The organism is Nitrospirillum viridazoti CBAmc (genome assembly GCF_000730165.1).
Classification (GTDB): domain Bacteria; phylum Pseudomonadota; class Alphaproteobacteria; order Azospirillales; family Azospirillaceae; genus Nitrospirillum; species Nitrospirillum viridazoti.
The window spans coordinates 1,754,941-1,769,644 of sequence record NZ_CP022110.1 but is presented as its reverse complement, the minus strand read 5'-3'; the positions used below and the strand labels follow the sequence as shown (position 1 = coordinate 1,769,644).

The window sequence follows — 14,704 nt, the reverse complement described above, 5'->3', positions numbered from 1 at the left end:
GGGGGCTCAAGCGCGGTCCTCGTGCTCCTCGGGGGCGCCAAAGCTAAAGCCACCGCCACCCCCTCCGCCCATCCCCATCCCCATGCCCCCGCCGTTCTTGTCCCCACCCTTGTCGCCCTGGCGGTCGTCGTTGCTCTTGCCGGGGCCCTTGCCGGGGCCGGCGGAGGGGCGGGCCGGGCCCTGCATGGGGATGTCGAGGCCAGGAGGAATGGGGTCCAGGTCCAGGGCCTGGCGGATGAAGGCGCGCAGGGAGACGACCAGTTCCTGGGTATGGACCAGATGGCCGGCCACCAGTTCCCGTGCCGCGCGCTCCGCCAGACGCACATGCTCTTGCGTGCCCAGCAGCAGGATGTCGGCCAGGGCGGCCTCCACCGCGTCGCGGATGCGCCGCGCCCGGTCCGACCCGCCGGCGTTCTCCGGCGTCAGGTCCAGTACGGCGGCCGCCTTGTCGCCGTCCGCCGGCACCCGTACCGGCGGGGGCGGCCGCAGATCGCGCAGATGGGCCGGATTCACCGAGAGATCGCCGGTGAAGGACCCGCCCAGGGTGCGATAGGCGGCGATCAGGGTGCGCAGCCGCTCATTGATCTGGCGGTTCATGCGCTCCCGCCGCTGTTGAACGGTGGACATCACCACCAGCCGGATGCCCACGCCGATCAGGGTGACCAGCGCCAGGCCCAGCAGTGTGACGACGACGTTCTGCCAGGAGCTGAAGTCGATATTGCGCAGCGACGCCTCCCCGGTTGCCAGCTCTCTGTTGCCGCCCCCCTGTCAGAAGCGGATTGGCGGCGGGGATGTTCCTGACCCGTCAGCCAGCAATCCCTATTCGGGGCATTTGTTGCTGGCCGGCGTGATGGTCAGGCGGATGCCGCCCGCCATAAGGTCCGGCAAGACATGGGGTGTCGGGGTGATCTGGCCATTTTTCAATGCATCGCGCATGGATCGGCAACCAGGGGCGAGCATGAGATTGCCGGTGAGATGCCAGGTACCGGCCTCGTCCGGTTGATACAGGAGGGCGTCGCTGTACCCGTTCTCCTGCATGATCACAGCCTCAGGCAGATCCGGTTGCAGCCTGACCAGGAAGGCGTTGCAGGATTCGGCATCCCCACGGGCGCACCCGTTGCCGTCGCGGACGTGCCCGCTTGCCATATAGGCGCTGATGAAGCCCGCAGGCAAGGTACGGCCCGCCGGATAGACGGTTACATACTGAAGCAGCTCCATTGCCGTCGACGGCCGGTCGCCGTGGGCGGCGTAGCGGTCCTTCCTGATCAGCACGGCTGCTGCGGCGGAGTGCAGGGATTCCCGCTGCTCGTCGCTCCAGCGGCTGTCGGTCGCGGTGCGCAAGGATTCCACCGCCGCCTGGCCCCAACGGGCACCGTCGAAGCGTAAGGCGACCAGATCCAGCTTCTCAGGGGGCAGGGTGCCTGCCCGCAGGCGGGCCATCTGGTCGGCCACCATCAGCCGGGCGGGATCGGCGACAGGCGTCAGCAGGGCCAGCAGCAGGATCAGTACCAAATGGGCGGAGACATGGTTGGTGATCTCCAGCAAACGCAGCCACTGGGCCCCGCGCGGATTGGGCGCGCGCACCACGGCGAGGACGTAGCCGGCGGTATAGACGGCCAGGGCCAGGATAAAGGCCGCCGCCACCACGCGCTGCACGCTCCAGCCGTATTGTCCGACCCGTAAGCCCAGCGCCCAGGCGGCCAGCGCCACCAGGGGCAGAAGCGCGAGCGCTCCCACGGTGCCGGCCCAGCGCTTGGCGGCGATGGCGGTGCGCTCCACCGCACCATCCTGGTAGCAGCAGTTGATCAGGAAGATCAGCAGTATCGCCGCCATGATGAGCAGGCGGGTGGCGAAATGGGTCTGCCACAGCGGCTGCAGGGACAGGAAGGGCAGACTGCCCAGGAAACCCACGACGATAACCGCCAGCAGCGGCAGCAACCAAGAGAATAGGGTGAGCGCCAGGGCGCGGGCACCCCGGATCAGGGCGGGCTGCACGTCGGTGATGTGCACGGCGCCCGCGATGGCCAAGGTGGTGGCGGGGATGGCGAACCAGTCGTGTTGGATCAGCCGTTCGAAGAAGGTGATCTTCAGCAGATTGAACAGGCCGGCGCCGAGATAAAGCACACCCCAGAACACAGCCACGAAGACCACGGTCAGGGCCGCCTGCACCCCTTGCTTCCAGGCCGTGTCAAAATGGCGCGGATAGCTGGGGCGCCAACGCCGCTCGATGATGGCGTCCACCACCAGCGTGTGGGCGATAAACAGGCCGCCGGCCACGTATATCAAATCGAAGTGGCTTCCGAGCAGCAGGGACATACCTATCGCGGGCAGGGAGCTTTGCAAGCGCGCTGCGGCATGATAGCCGAGGCCGGCGACGATCACGGTCGCGACCAGGATCCAAAGCGCCAGCGGCCGCCGGGTGATCTGGCCCGCCCCCAGCAGGATCAGCAGGGGGACCAGGGACACGACCATGACCAGGGGCGTGAACAGGTCGGGCACGGTCGCGGGCCAGGTCGCCGGTTTGGTCGCCGCCTCCGCCAGCAGGTAAAGCCCCACCGCCTGGATTAGGGCCACCATCAGGCGGGTGAAGAAAACGTTTGGGACGCGGTCCGCCGCCCGTGCGGTCGCCGCCATTGTACCGTCTGTCGCCATAACCACCCCACCGCCTCATCGCTGCCGCCAGCTTAAGCGGGCTTTTGTGCAGAAGCGATGCAGGGTTTAAGGATTTTCCACCGGGAAGCGCACCACGGTGTCCTCCGGTGCCAGCAGGGTGCCATCCTGGGCCTGGGGTTCCAGGCGGCGCAGGGGCAGGCCGGTGTGCTTGTCCAGCAGGCGCACGTGCGGTTCGTCGGCGGTGAAGAAATGGTCCTCGCCCCACTGGCGCAGGGCCACCAGCACCGGGAACAGGCCGCGCCCCTTGGCAGTCAGCACATAATCTTGATGGGCGCCGCCGTCGGCGGCGGGCACCGCCTGCAGGATGCCGTGGGCCACCAGGGCGCGCAGGCGGGCGGCCAGGATGTTCTTGGCCAAGCCCAAATTCTTCTGGAACTCTCCGAAGCGGCGCAGGCCGTCGAAGGCGTCGCGGATGATCAGCAGCGACCAGCCGTCGCCGATGGCGTCTAGCGGCCGGGCGACGCCGCACAGCGAGTCCTGGTGGCTGGTGCGCTTGACCATGGCGGTCTCCCCCTCATGCCGATGACGGCCTGGATATAATAGTTGCAAATTAAAACCTCAAGCGGTACGTCTCGATTGGTTTTAATTTGAAACCATATCGGAGTGACCACGATGATCCCCGCCGACGCCACCTTCGACGGCACCTTTCCCTTCGCCCCCCATGTCACCGACGCCCCCGGCTTTCCCATGCACTATGTGGATGAGGGGAAGGGCGAGGTGGTGCTGTGCCTGCATGGGGAACCCACCTGGGGCTACCTGTTCCGCCACCTGATCAGGGCATTGAGCCCCACGTATCGCGTGGTGGTGCCCGACCATATGGGCTTCGGCAAAAGCGCCACGCCGCCGGATCGCAGCTATTGGCTGCAGGACCATATCGACAACCTGGAGCGCTTCGTCCTGGCACTGGATCTGCGCGACATCACCCTGGTGCTGCACGACTTCGGCGGGCCGATGGGCATGGGACTGGCCGCCCGCCATCCGGATCGCATCAAGCGGGTGATCTCGGCCAACGGTCCCGTCTCCTTCGGCCAGGCCGACCAGGTTGACCGGCTGCTGGCCAATGCCGCGACGGCGCCCTGGTTCCAGTGGATACTCAAGGCGCAGGCGGACGGCAGCCTGGAAACGGTGCTGGGCCAGTTGGGCTACACCATCCTCAGCACGCTGAAACTCAACGGCTTCGAGGACCACAGCATCATCACCGACGCCTGGCTGGCGGCCTATGGCGCGCCCTTCGCGACCCCGGCGGACTGCCTGGGCGCTATCGGCTGGACCAAGGGATTCGCTACCGGCATGCATCGTTTCGAGGTGCCGGACGCGGCCGCCATCCGCGCCATCCGAACCAGGCCCGCCTTGGCCATCTGGGGGATGGCGGACCGCACCTTGCAGGCGCGGTACTTCCTGCCGCTGTTCCGCGACCTGTTCCCCGCCGCCGCCGTTCATGAACTGCCCGGCGTGGGCCATTATTGCCTGGAGGATGCGCCGGACCTGATCGCCCGGCTGATCGCCGACTTTCTGCGTCAGTCGTAATAGCCCGGCGCCAGCCGGAAGCGGGGCCACACCTCCGGGTCGTGGCCCGGCACCAGCGTGGCGCCGGTTCGCTCCGCCAGCGCGCGCAGCTTGGCCACGGACCGGACGGTGTCCACGGCGGACGCCAGGAAGCCCGGCAGCGCTTTCTCATTCCAATGGTCCAGGGTGTAGACGGCGTCGGCCGCCAGCAGCCAGGCGCCGCTGTGGGGCAGGGTGATCAGGAAGGATTGGTGGCCCACCGAATGGCCGGGCGTGAACACCAGGCGGAAGGTCCCGTCGCCGAACAGGTCAAAACCATCGGTGGCGTCGCCTTCCAGGAAGCACCAGTCCAGGCCGGGGCGGTCGAAATCCCGGCGGGCATAGGCGCCGGCGGCGAACCAGTCGGGGGTGAAGGCGTATTCATACTCCCGCCGCTGCACGATATGGGTGGCGTGGGGGAAGCGGCCGATGGCGCCGGTATGGTCGGAATGCAGGTGCGACAGCGCGACATAACGGATGTCACCCGGCGCCAGGCCCAGCGCCGCCAGCTGGGCGACGCAGCCCTGTTCCGGCGTCATCACCGGCCGAAAGATGTCGACTGTGCCGCCCCAATAGCCGCGCGGATCCGACAGCCCTTCGGCCGCGAGGCCGCCGTCCAGCAGGACGTTGCCCTTGGGGTGGGTCAGCAGGAACCAGGGCACCGGGATCTCGTAGTCGGCGCCGCCACCCTGGTTCATGCGGATGTCGTGCACCTTGCAGCGCTGCGTGCCGGACTGGAAGAAGTAGAGGCGGATATCACTCATGGGAATTCCTCGGAATGGGAGGCTCCCTGTGTCGTTCATCGGCATATGGACTGGTAGGCACAGTCTTTTGATTACTTTCATCGGGAAATCCGATAGGCTCGTCGCCATGGATCTGCTGTTGGCGATGCGCGTCTATGTCCGGGTGGTGGAGCGGGGCAGCCTGTCGGCCGCCGCCCGCGACCTCGGCATGGGCCAGCCGGCGGTGAGCGAACGCATCGAGCGGCTGGAGGCCCATCTGGGCAGCCGCCTGCTGTTGCGCAGCACCCGTTCCCTGTCCATGACCGATGCCGGCGCCGTCTTCTACGAACGCGCCCGGCAGACGCTGGAGGCGGCGGCCGACGCGGTCGCCGCGGTGGGCCGGGAGCAGCCTTTGCGCGGCACCCTGCGCCTGGCGGCACCCCATGGCGTGGGCGAGGTGCTGCTGCCGCCCATCCTGCTGCGCCTGCGCCAGTCGCACCCCGAACTCGATATCGACCTGGTGCTGAATGATCGCGTCGTGGACCCGGTGACGGAGGGGGTGGACCTCTCCCTGCGGCTGGGCGACAGCGGGGAGGGGGCTTTCGTCGCCCGGCCCCTGGGCCATGTCCGCCGCCTGCTGGTGGCCGCGCCCGACTATGTCGAGCGCCGCGGCGCGCCGGCGGGGCCGCAGGATCTGGGCGGGCATGACTTCGTGCGGGTCGGCGGCCTGTTCGCCAACGGCCGATTGCCGCTGATGACCAATGACGGCACGGCCATCGCCGCGCCGATACGGATACGCATGAGCCTCGGCCACTGGCGGCCGGCGCATGCCCTGCTGCTGGGCGGGGCCGGTATCGGCGTGTTGCAGGCGCCGGTGTGCGCGGCGGATGTGGCGGCGGGCCGACTGGTGCCGCTGCTGCCCGGGTACACGGTGCCGGGCTTCGACCTGCACGCGCTTTATCCCGTCAGCCGCCAGGTGCCGCCCAAGGTGCGGATGGTGCTGGAACTGCTGCGGCAGGAACTGCCGGCGCTGCTGTGACTCTGTTCAGGGTCGCAGAATTTCCACCACCCGGGCCACGGGGCGCTCGGCACCGGGCAGGGTGAAGGCCAGGTGGGCCAGGCGGCCATAGAGCGCGTCGCCCTCCGTCCCGCCCAGCAGGCGGACCAATGCCGCGTCGGCCGCCAGGGTGAAGAACAGCCGCGGCCGGCTGAGGAAGGGCAGGCCAGCATCAGCCAGCAGGGTGCCGAAGGGCGTCTTTTCCGCCAGCGCTTCCGCCGCCACCGACGGGGGCAGGGCCAGCAGGTCGACGCTCAGCAGGCCCAGGGCCAGGGGGCGGCCGTCGGTGCGCGCCGCCAGGATGACGAGCCGGCGCAGGCGGTCGAGGCCGGGACCCTGGTCACGGGTGCGGGCCTGGACGTTGACGCTGACTGGGCCGCCGGCGTGACGGGCCAGGGCCGCCGTCATGCCGTCGACATGGTCCAGGCGCGGGCGCACGGCGTCCGGCAGGGCGCCGGCGGCGACGGCGGTGATGGCCGGCGGCGCCAGGCCCAGGTCGGCATAGCTGAGGGCCAGCGCGGCGCGGGCCTCCGCCAGAGGGGACTCAGCGGGGAAGTCGGTGGGGGCGAACATGGGCCGCACCATAGGCGTGGGGGCCCGGTACTGCCAAGCGCCCGGCGCGGGGGACCCCTTTCGTTCCCGCAGGGCGGGCGCCCGCGCTTCGGGGTTGAAATCGCCGGGGCGGCGGAGTATCACACCGGCCATCGTCAATCCCACACGTGGGCTTGCGGGGCGTCCTTATTATCTGGGCGGTCCGCTTCCGGTGTCTCAAGGCCAGGTGGCCAAGGGGCATTGCCCACGGAGGCCAAACCGGAGAAAGGTTCCGTTTCATGGCTATGCCTACCTTTACCATGCGCCAGCTGCTGGAAGCCGGCGTTCATTTCGGTCACCACACCCGTCGCTGGAACCCGAAGATGGCCCCGTACATCTTCGGTGTGCGCAACGGCGTGCACATCATCGACCTGGAGCAGTCGGTGCCCATGCTGCACCGCGCCATGCAGGCCGTGCGTGACGTGGTGGCCGGCGGTGGCCGCGTCCTGTTCGTCGGCACCAAGCGCCAGGCCCAGGAGAAGGTGGCCGAGGCTGCTGGTCGTTGCGGCCAGTACTACGTCAACCACCGTTGGCTCGGCGGCATGCTGACCAACTGGAAGACCATCTCCCAGTCCATTAAGCGCCTGCGCGAGATGGATGAGCTGTTGGGCGGCCAGATCGCCGGCCTGACCAAGAAGGAACTGCTGAACCGCACCCGTGACCGCGACAAGCTGGAGCGGGCGCTGGGCGGCATCAAGGAGATGGGCGGCCTGCCGGACATCCTGGTCATCATCGACACCAACAAGGAGTCGCTGGCCGTTCAGGAAGCCAACAAGCTGGGCATCCCCGTGGTGGCCGTGCTGGACAGCAACAGCAACCCCGACGGCGTGACCTTCCCCATCCCCGGCAACGACGACGCCCTGCGCGCCATCGAGCTGTACTGCGAGCTGATTTCCGGCGCCGTGCTGGATGGCCTGCACGCTGAGATGGCTGCCTCGGGCATCGACGTCGGCGCTTCGGAAGAGGCTCCGGTGGAAGAGATCCCCGCCGAGGAAGCCGAAGTCGCGGCCGAGGCCTAAGGCTTAAGCGAACGGCCGGGCCGGGGCTCCTTCAGGGGTTCCGGTCCGGCCGGCTTGCTGTCCGGGGCGGTGCCCTTGGACTGTCCGGGTTCGCGGGGTGCGTCAAACCATCCCGCTCCCGGCCGACCACCGCCCCGCTTCGGGGCGGCTGTCATATGGGTGGCCCCCACCGGGGTGGCGACCCCACGAATTTCCGGATGCGGACGGCGACGTCCCTCCGATCCCTGATCAAAATCCCTGCGGACGCCCGTCCGCCCTGACGTGATGAGAGAGGCGAAGATGGCTGAGATTACGGCTGCGCTCGTTAAGGAGCTGCGCGAAAAGACCGGCGCCGGCATGATGGACTGCAAGAAGGCCCTGAACGAGGTCGCCGGCGACATCGAGGGCGCCGTCGACTGGCTGCGCAAGAAGGGCCTGGCCGCCGCCGCCAAGAAGGCCGGCCGCGTCGCCGCCGAGGGCCTGGTCGGCGTCGCCTCCCAGGGCACCGTCGGCGCCGCCGTCGAGATCAACGCCGAGACCGACTTCGTCGCCCGCAACGACCTGTTCCAGGCCCTGGTGTCCGGCGTGACCAAGCTGGCCCTGGCCGATGCCGACGTCGAGTCCCTGAAGGGCCAGGCTTTCGGTAACGGCCGCACCGTCGCCGAAGAGCTGACCCACCTGGTCGCCACCATCGGCGAGAACATGAACCTGCGCCGCGCCGCCCGCCTGTCGGTCACCGACGGCGTCGTCGCCACCTACGTCCATAACGCCCTGACCGGCGGCCTGGGCAAGATCGGCGTGCTGGTGGCTCTGGAGTCGACCGGCGACAAGGCCAAGCTGCAGGAGCTGGGTCGCCAGATCGCCATGCACATCGCCGCCGCCCGTCCGGAGGCTCTGGACATCGCCGACGTCGACACCGCCGCCCTGGACCGTGAGCGCAACGTGCTGGCCGACCAGGCCCGCGCCTCGGGCAAGGCCGAGGACATCATCGCGAAGATGGTGGAAGGCCGCCTGCGCAAGTACTACGAGGAAGTGGTGCTGCTGGAGCAGGTCTACGTGATCGACCAGGAGACCAAGATCCGCAAGGTCGTCGAGAACGCCGCCAAGGACGTGGGCGCCCCGGTGAAGCTGACCGGCTTCGTGCGCTTCGTGCTGGGCGACGGCATCGAGAAGGAAGAGAGCGATTTCGCGGCCGAAGTGGCCTCGATGGCGCGCTGATCCCACAGCCGACTTGAGTTGAGTAAGGCCGGCGCGTCCAGTGATGGGCGCGCCGGTTTCTTGGGTACCCCTGCCATGGCGGTGCCCCCAGGCCATCCCCGGCACCATTTCTGTGTCAGCCCCGGATGGCGATTTTCCTGACAATTCCAGGTGAGTAGAGTGGCCGCCGGCGTGATCGTCCGCGCCGCTCTTTCGTGTGCCTCGGGCCCGGCGTCATTTTGACGGCACAATTCGGGGCTCTGTTGTGCTGCCTTCCCGCAACGCCAGACTTGGCGGCGGGGGCAAGTTTGCAGTAGAGCTAACCCGGATCTGACCCCGGACACTCGTGGCTTCCCAACCCGGCTTGCCGCCGGGCCCACCAACTGGCGAGAGGACCTGACCCCGTGGCTGCCCGATACAAACGCGTGCTATTGAAAATCTCGGGCGAGGCGCTGATGGGGGACCGTGAATTCGGTCTCGACCAGAAGGTCGTCAACCGCGTCGCCAACGAGGTGAAGACCGTCGTCCAGATGGGGGTCGAGGTTTGCCTGGTCATCGGCGGCGGCAACATTTTCCGCGGCATCTCGGGCGCCGCGTCGGGCATGGAACGCGCCACGGCCGACAACATGGGCATGCTGGCCACCGTGATGAACGCCCTGGCCATGCAGAGCGCGCTGGAGCGCATCGACGTGCCCACCCGCGTGCAGTCCGCCATCCCCATGGCCAGTGTGTGCGAGCCCTTCATCCGCCGCCGCGCCGTGCGCCACATGGAAAAGGGCAGGGTGGTGATTTTCGCCGCCGGCACCGGCAACCCCTTCTTCACCACCGATACGGCCGCGGCCTTGCGCGCCTCGGAAATGGGCTGCGAGGCCCTGCTGAAGGGCACCAAGGTGGATGGCGTCTACACCGCCGATCCGAAGAAGGATCCCACGGCCGAGCGTCTGAGTTCCCTGAGCTACCTGCACGTGCTGTCCAACGACCTGCAGGTCATGGACGCGACGGCGATTTCGCTGGCGCGTGAGAACAACATTCCTATTCTCGTCTTTTCCATCCATCAGGAAGGCGGTTTCGCCGAAGTCATGGATGGAAGGGGTCATTTCACGATCATTACGGAAGAAGAGGCTTGAACGTGGCCGCCCCCGATATCGATGGCATCAGCCGGCGCATGGATGGCGCCGTTGACAACCTGCGCAAGGAATTCGCCGGCCTGCGCACCGGCCGCGCGTCGGCCAACCTGCTGGATCCGGTGCAGGTGGAGGCCTACGGCTCCAGCATGCCCCTGAACCAGGTCGCCACCGTGAGCGTGCCTGAGCCCCGCCTGATCACCGTGCAGGTGTGGGACCGCGGCATGGTGAAGGCCACCGAGAAGGCCATCCGCGAGGCCGGCCTGGGCCTGAACCCGCAGACCGATGGCAACACCATCCGCGTGCCGATCCCGGACCTGAACCAGGAACGCCGCCAGGAACTGGTGAAGGTGGCCAACAAGTATGCCGAGCAGGCCCGCGTCGCCGTGCGCAACGTGCGCCGCGACGGCATGGACCACCTGAAGAAGCTGCAGAAGGACGGCGACCTGTCCGAGGACGAGCACAAGACGTGGTCGGACAAGGTGCAGGCCCTGACCGACGCGCACATCAAGAAGATCGATGAGGCGTTCGCGGCCAAGGAAAAGGACATCACCCAGATCTGAGGTGGCGTTCCAGGTTCGCTTTCATTTCTACCCGTCCCCGGTTCCTGTTTCTTCGAGAGTCCCATGTCCGGTGCCGCAGTGCTCCTGAACGCCCGCCCGCCCGCCCATATCGCCATCATCATGGATGGCAATGGGCGCTGGGCGACGCGCCGGGGCCTGCCCCGCACCGCCGGCCACAAAAAAGGCGTGGAGGCGGTGCGGCGTGTGCTGGAGGCGGCGCGGGAACTGGGCGTGTCCTACCTCACCCTGTTCAGCTTCTCGTCCGAGAACTGGAGCCGGCCCGAGGGTGAGGTCAGCGAACTGATGCACCTGCTGCGGTTCTACCTGCGGGGTGAGATCGCCACCCTGCACAAGAACGGCGTGCGGCTGCGCATCATCGGCGACCGGTCGCGCCTGGCGCCCGACATCGTCACGCTGATCCGGAACGCCGAGACCCTGACGGCGAACAACACCGGCCTGACGTTGGTGATGGCGCTCAGCTACGGCTCGCGCCAGGAAATCGCCAACGCCGCCCGCCATTTGGCGGAAGAGGTGAAGGCCGGGCGCATGACGGCCGACCAGGTGACGGTGGAAAGCTTGGGCGCCTCGCTCTATACCCAGGACATCCCCGATCCGGACCTGGTGATCCGCACCAGCGGGGAAAAGCGCATCAGCAACTTCCTGCTGTGGCAGATGGCCTATGCGGAGCTGGTGTTCGTTGAAACGCTGTGGCCGGATTTCGGTCGCCAGGAATTGGATGACGCCATCCAGGAATTCCATCGGCGCGACCGCCGGTATGGGGCAACGGTTGGAACGCGCTGAAGGGCTGTTGGCCAAGCTGCCGGGTGATCTGAAGACCCGTATCTTCTCCGCTTTGGTCCTGGGGCCCCCGGTCCTGGTGGCCGTATGGCTGGGCGGCCTCGTCTTTCAGCTGGTGCTGGTGGCGGTCGCCGTCATCGCCGGTCTGGAATGGCTGCGCCTGGTGGTGCCGGGGCGCCAGCCCTGGGCCACGACCATGGGGCTGATGACCATCCTGGTCACCCTCAGTGGCGAGTTCGTGGCTGGGCCGCTCTATGGCCTGGTCCTGCTGGCGGCGCAGACGGCGCTGTTGTGGTGGGCCGCCGCCGGCGGCCACCCGCACGCGCCGGAGGCGGAGGCCAACGAGGGGGGCACCGCCGGCCGGCTGCCGGCGCCCATCCTGTTCGCGCTGATCGTGCCCTACGTCGGCGGCGGCTGCCTGGCGCTGGACTGGATCCGCAACCGGGCGGGCCCCGACGCCCCCTGGCTGTTCCTGTTCCTGCTGCTGGCCATCTGGGCCACCGACATCGGCGCTTATGCCGCCGGCCGGGCCATCGGCGGCCCCAAGCTTGCGCCACGCATCAGCCCGAAGAAGACCTGGGCAGGCCTTTTGGGCGGCATGGCGGCCGCGGCTTTGGTAGGGTTGGCGCTGTCGCCGCTGGCCACCGTGTCCTCGCCCGGCGCCGGCGCCCTGGTGGCGGCCGTCATCGCGGTGGTGGGCCAGGCGGGCGACCTGTTCGAATCGTATATGAAGCGCCGGTGTGACGTGAAGGACAGCGGCTCGCTGATCCCCGGGCACGGCGGATTGTTGGATCGCATTGATGGGCTGGTCATGGCGGCGCCGGTGTTCGCGCTGTTCCACGCCCTGATTGGGGAGAATGGGTCATGGTGGTGAGTTCCCTGCAGGCCGTTGTGGCGCCGGAGACGGCGACCGCCGCCGTTCCCGCCGCGCGCACGGTGACCATCCTGGGCTCCACCGGCTCGGTGGGCTGCAACACGGTCGAGCTGGTCGCGGCCGATCCGGAGAAGTACCAGGTCGAGGCGCTGGTGGCCCGCAAGAACGTGGATCTGCTGGCCCGCCAGGCCAAGGAGCTGCGCGCCAAGGCCGCCGTGGTGGCGGATGAGGCCCACTACGCCGCCCTGAAGGACGCGCTGTCCGGCACCGGCATCGAGGTCGCCGCTGGTGCCCAGGCGGTGGTGGGCGCCGCCGCGCGGCCTGCGGACTGGGTCATGGCCGCCATCGTGGGCGCCGCCGGCATGGAACCGACGCTGGCCGCCGCGCGCCGGGGCGCCACCGTGGCCTTCGCCAACAAGGAGGTGCTGGTCTGCGCCGGGTCGCTGATGATGGCAGAGGTGAAGCGCCACGGCGCCACCCTGCTGCCGGTGGACAGCGAGCACAGCGCCATCTTCCAGGTCTTCGACTCCGAGCGGGTGGAGGGCGTGAGCCGCCTGATCCTGACCGCCTCGGGCGGCCCTTTCCGCAACAAGACGCGTGAGGACATGGCCCGCGCCACGGTGAAGGAGGCGGTGGCCCACCCCACCTGGGACATGGGCGCCAAGATCTCGGTCGACAGCGCCACCATGATGAACAAGGGGCTGGAGGTCATCGAGGCCCACCATTTGTTCGGCATGCCCGAGGATAAGATCGACGTGCTGGTCCATCCGCAGTCGGTGGTGCACAGCCTGGTGGAATATGTCGACGGTTCCGTCCTGGCGCAGCTGGGCACGCCGGACATGCGCACGCCCATCGCCGTGGCCCTGGGCTGGCCGCACCGCATCGCCACCCCGGGTGATCGCCTGAACCTGGTGACCGCCGGCCATCTGGAATTCTACGCGCCCGATCCGGGGAAGTTCCCGGCGCTGCGCCTGGCGCGCGAGGCCATGCGGGCCGGCGGTTGCGCCGCCTGCGTCATGAACGCCGCCAACGAGATGGCCGTGGCCGCTTTCCTGGATGGCCGCATCGGCTTCCTGGATATCGAGCGTATTGTCGAGCACACGATGACGACGGTGCCGCATTCCCGCCTTAATTCACTGGACGATGTGCGCGAAGTCGATACCGTTGCGCGGCGGGTTGCGGCTGAAGCGATTCAGGCGCGATAGGAAACGGGGGTCCCGGCCGTTCAAGGATGACCGGGGCCTGCCGGCCAGGTTGCGAAGCCGCCGCTGGTGACGTTTTGTTCACCAAGGCGGCGCACCATCGCGACCAGGCAAACAGGCCCTCTTCTCATGCGTGTCCCAGTTTCCGCGCCGGAAGGCGGGGTGAGGCGGGAAAGCCCTGAAGGAGGGGGTGTTATTGGAGTTTGGGACGATGCATCAGATCGTGAACTACGCCAGCACCTATGGGGGCACCTTCCTGGTGGTCTTGACCGTCCTCGTGTTCGTGCACGAATTCGGCCATTACTACATCGCGCGCCGCAACGGCGTGCGGGTGGATGTGTTCTCCATCGGCTTCGGTCCGGAAATCTGGGGTTTCAACGACCGCGCCGGCACGCGCTGGAAGTTCAGCCTGATCCCGCTGGGCGGCTACGTGAAGATGTTCGGTGACGCCGACGCCGCCAGCCGGCCCGGCGCCGAGACCCGCTCCATGACGCCGGAAGAGCGCGCCGTATCCTTCCACTACAAGCGGGTGGGCCAGCGCGCCGCCATCGTGGTGGCGGGCCCCATGGCCAATTTCCTATTCGCCATCGTGGCCCTGTCGCTGCTGTTCATGTTCTACGGCCAGCCCTACACGCCCGCCGTGCTGCAACAGGTGGAGCCCGACAGCGCCGCCGCCGTAGCCGGCCTGCAGGCGGGCGACCGCGTGCTGGAACTGGGCGGCCACAAGATCGAGCGGTTCGAGGATCTGCAGCAGATCATCGCCATCAGTCCGGATGTGACGCTGGATGTGAAGGTGCAGCGCGGCGACGCGCAGATGGATCTGAGCGTCACGCCGCGCGCCGTGGAATCGGAAGACCGCTTCGGCAACAAGAGCCGTATCGGCCGCCTGGGCGTCATCCGCGGGCAGGACGAATACCACCGCCGCGATCCGCTGAACGCCGTGTGGGCGGCGTGCAAGGCGACCTGGGCCCTGATCACCGGCACGCTGGACGCCGTGGGCCAAATGATCGCGGGTAGCCATGGCACCGAGGATCTGGGCGGGCCGCTGCGCATCGTGCAGATGTCCGGGCAGATGGCACAGTTGGGCCTGGTCCAGGTCATCTGGTTCATGACCGTGCTGTCGGTGAACCTGGGCCTGATCAATCTCTTCCCCGTCCCCATGCTGGACGGCGGGCATCTTATGTACTATGGCCTGGAAGCTTTGCGGGGCCGTCCCCTGGGCGAGCGCGCTCAGGAATATGGTTTCCGGATCGGCCTGGCTTTGGTACTTAGTCTCATGATTTTCGCCACTTGGAACGATCTGATCCACTTTGGTGTGGGCAGTTTCGTTAAGTCTCTGATTTCCAAAGTTTGACCGGGG

15 protein-coding genes are annotated in these 14,704 nt (G+C 67.8%); 10 read left to right on the top strand and 5 right to left on the bottom strand.

All coding sequences use genetic code 11. From position 1 onward, the window contains the following. Window positions 1–6 precede the first annotated feature (6 nt). The 3 genes from Y958_RS31885 to Y958_RS08155 all read right to left on the bottom strand — a co-directional run bounded on the left by Y958_RS31885 (window position 7) and on the right by Y958_RS08155 (window position 3,174). The gene (locus Y958_RS31885) at window positions 7–627 is read right to left on the bottom strand and encodes a hypothetical protein (protein ID WP_425600659.1); all 621 of its coding nucleotides are present in this window, start codon (window positions 625–627) and stop codon (window positions 7–9) included. A 192-nt stretch (window positions 628–819) separates the two neighbouring features. After that, on the bottom strand, window positions 820–2,634 hold the full coding sequence (locus tag Y958_RS08160) for a DUF4153 domain-containing protein (RefSeq protein WP_186291117.1): 1,815 nt from the start codon (window positions 2,632–2,634) through the stop codon (window positions 820–822). 84 nt (window positions 2,635–2,718) lie between these two features. Then, window positions 2,719–3,174 carry a winged helix-turn-helix transcriptional regulator gene (locus Y958_RS08155; protein ID WP_088871606.1) on the bottom strand — a complete coding sequence of 152 codons (456 nt, stop codon included), beginning with the start codon at window positions 3,172–3,174 and terminating at the stop codon, window positions 2,719–2,721. A gap of 111 nt (window positions 3,175–3,285) precedes the next feature. On the opposite strand from Y958_RS08155, the gene Y958_RS08150 reads away from it, so the two are divergent. Continuing rightward, the gene (locus Y958_RS08150; RefSeq protein WP_088871605.1) at window positions 3,286–4,200 is read left to right on the top strand and encodes an alpha/beta fold hydrolase; all 915 of its coding nucleotides are present in this window, start codon (window positions 3,286–3,288) and stop codon (window positions 4,198–4,200) included. On the opposite strand, the gene attM is transcribed toward Y958_RS08150, so the two are convergent. Beyond that, window positions 4,191–4,982, bottom strand: a complete 792-nt coding sequence (attM, locus tag Y958_RS08145) for an AttM family quorum-quenching N-acyl homoserine lactonase (RefSeq protein WP_088871604.1) — start codon at window positions 4,980–4,982, stop codon at window positions 4,191–4,193. The genes Y958_RS08150 and attM overlap by 10 nt on opposite strands. Window positions 4,983–5,088: 106 nt before the next feature. On the opposite strand from attM, the gene Y958_RS08140 reads away from it, so the two are divergent. After that, the gene (locus tag Y958_RS08140; protein WP_088871603.1) at window positions 5,089–5,979 is read left to right on the top strand and encodes a LysR family transcriptional regulator; all 891 of its coding nucleotides are present in this window, start codon (window positions 5,089–5,091) and stop codon (window positions 5,977–5,979) included. Between the two features lie 6 nt (window positions 5,980–5,985). Here the strand turns inward: Y958_RS08140 and Y958_RS08135 are convergent, their stop codons facing one another. Next, window positions 5,986–6,570, bottom strand: coding sequence for a hypothetical protein (locus Y958_RS08135; RefSeq protein ID WP_088871602.1), 585 nt, complete (start codon window positions 6,568–6,570; stop codon window positions 5,986–5,988). Window positions 6,571–6,827: 257 nt separating this feature from the next. Here Y958_RS08135 and rpsB point away from each other — a divergent pair, with 257 nt between their 5' ends. The 8 genes from rpsB to rseP all read left to right on the top strand — a co-directional run bounded on the left by rpsB (window position 6,828) and on the right by rseP (window position 14,698). Further along, on the top strand, window positions 6,828–7,607 hold the full coding sequence (gene rpsB, locus Y958_RS08130; RefSeq protein WP_040843524.1) for a 30S ribosomal protein S2: 780 nt from the start codon (window positions 6,828–6,830) through the stop codon (window positions 7,605–7,607). Window positions 7,608–7,886: 279 nt separating this feature from the next. Further along, complete coding sequence (tsf, locus tag Y958_RS08125) at window positions 7,887–8,804, top strand: translation elongation factor Ts (RefSeq protein ID WP_040843522.1); 918 nt, start codon at window positions 7,887–7,889, stop codon at window positions 8,802–8,804. Window positions 8,805–9,187: 383 nt separating this feature from the next. Beyond that, window positions 9,188–9,910, top strand: a complete 723-nt coding sequence (gene pyrH / locus Y958_RS08120) for a UMP kinase (RefSeq protein WP_276328573.1) — start codon at window positions 9,188–9,190, stop codon at window positions 9,908–9,910. 2 nt (window positions 9,911–9,912) lie between these two features. Further along, window positions 9,913–10,470: a ribosome recycling factor gene (gene frr / locus Y958_RS08115; RefSeq protein WP_088872557.1), complete on the top strand. Its 558-nt coding sequence runs from the start codon at window positions 9,913–9,915 to the stop codon at window positions 10,468–10,470. A gap of 63 nt (window positions 10,471–10,533) precedes the next feature. Further along, window positions 10,534–11,271 carry an isoprenyl transferase gene (locus Y958_RS08110; protein WP_004271863.1) on the top strand — a complete coding sequence of 246 codons (738 nt, stop codon included), beginning with the start codon at window positions 10,534–10,536 and terminating at the stop codon, window positions 11,269–11,271. Further along, complete coding sequence (locus Y958_RS08105) at window positions 11,258–12,142, top strand: phosphatidate cytidylyltransferase (RefSeq protein WP_244909232.1); 885 nt, start codon at window positions 11,258–11,260, stop codon at window positions 12,140–12,142. The genes Y958_RS08110 and Y958_RS08105 overlap by 14 nt, the downstream gene beginning before the upstream one ends. Next, a complete protein-coding gene (locus Y958_RS08100) occupies window positions 12,133–13,347 on the top strand; it encodes a 1-deoxy-D-xylulose-5-phosphate reductoisomerase (RefSeq protein WP_088871600.1) in 1,215 nt (404 codons plus the stop codon). Before Y958_RS08105 ends, Y958_RS08100 begins: the two co-directional genes overlap by 10 nt. Before the next feature lie 208 nt (window positions 13,348–13,555). After that, the gene (rseP, locus tag Y958_RS08095) at window positions 13,556–14,698 is read left to right on the top strand and encodes an RIP metalloprotease RseP (protein ID WP_088871599.1); all 1,143 of its coding nucleotides are present in this window, start codon (window positions 13,556–13,558) and stop codon (window positions 14,696–14,698) included. The last annotated feature ends 6 nt before the right edge of the window (window positions 14,699–14,704 follow it).

What these genes read in the sequence shown, in the direction of transcription:
- Y958_RS31885 (WP_425600659.1), bottom strand. Translation starts at nt 627, where the DNA reads ATGTCCACCGTTCAACAGCGGCGGGAGCGCATGAACCGCCAGATCAAT.
- Y958_RS08160 (WP_186291117.1), bottom strand. Translation starts at nt 2,634, where the DNA reads ATGGCGGCGACCGCACGGGCGGCGGACCGCGTCCCAAACGTTTTCTTC.
- Y958_RS08155 (WP_088871606.1), bottom strand. Translation starts at nt 3,174, where the DNA reads ATGGTCAAGCGCACCAGCCACCAGGACTCGCTGTGCGGCGTCGCCCGG.
- Y958_RS08150 (WP_088871605.1), top strand. Translation starts at nt 3,286, where the DNA reads ATGATCCCCGCCGACGCCACCTTCGACGGCACCTTTCCCTTCGCCCCC.
- attM (WP_088871604.1), bottom strand. Translation starts at nt 4,982, where the DNA reads ATGAGTGATATCCGCCTCTACTTCTTCCAGTCCGGCACGCAGCGCTGC.
- Y958_RS08140 (WP_088871603.1), top strand. Translation starts at nt 5,089, where the DNA reads ATGGATCTGCTGTTGGCGATGCGCGTCTATGTCCGGGTGGTGGAGCGG.
- Y958_RS08135 (WP_088871602.1), bottom strand. Translation starts at nt 6,570, where the DNA reads ATGTTCGCCCCCACCGACTTCCCCGCTGAGTCCCCTCTGGCGGAGGCC.
- rpsB (WP_040843524.1), top strand. Translation starts at nt 6,828, where the DNA reads ATGGCTATGCCTACCTTTACCATGCGCCAGCTGCTGGAAGCCGGCGTT.
- tsf (WP_040843522.1), top strand. Translation starts at nt 7,887, where the DNA reads ATGGCTGAGATTACGGCTGCGCTCGTTAAGGAGCTGCGCGAAAAGACC.
- Y958_RS08110 (WP_004271863.1), top strand. Translation starts at nt 10,534, where the DNA reads ATGTCCGGTGCCGCAGTGCTCCTGAACGCCCGCCCGCCCGCCCATATC.
- Y958_RS08100 (WP_088871600.1), top strand. Translation starts at nt 12,133, where the DNA reads ATGGTGGTGAGTTCCCTGCAGGCCGTTGTGGCGCCGGAGACGGCGACC.
- rseP (WP_088871599.1), top strand. Translation starts at nt 13,556, where the DNA reads ATGCATCAGATCGTGAACTACGCCAGCACCTATGGGGGCACCTTCCTG.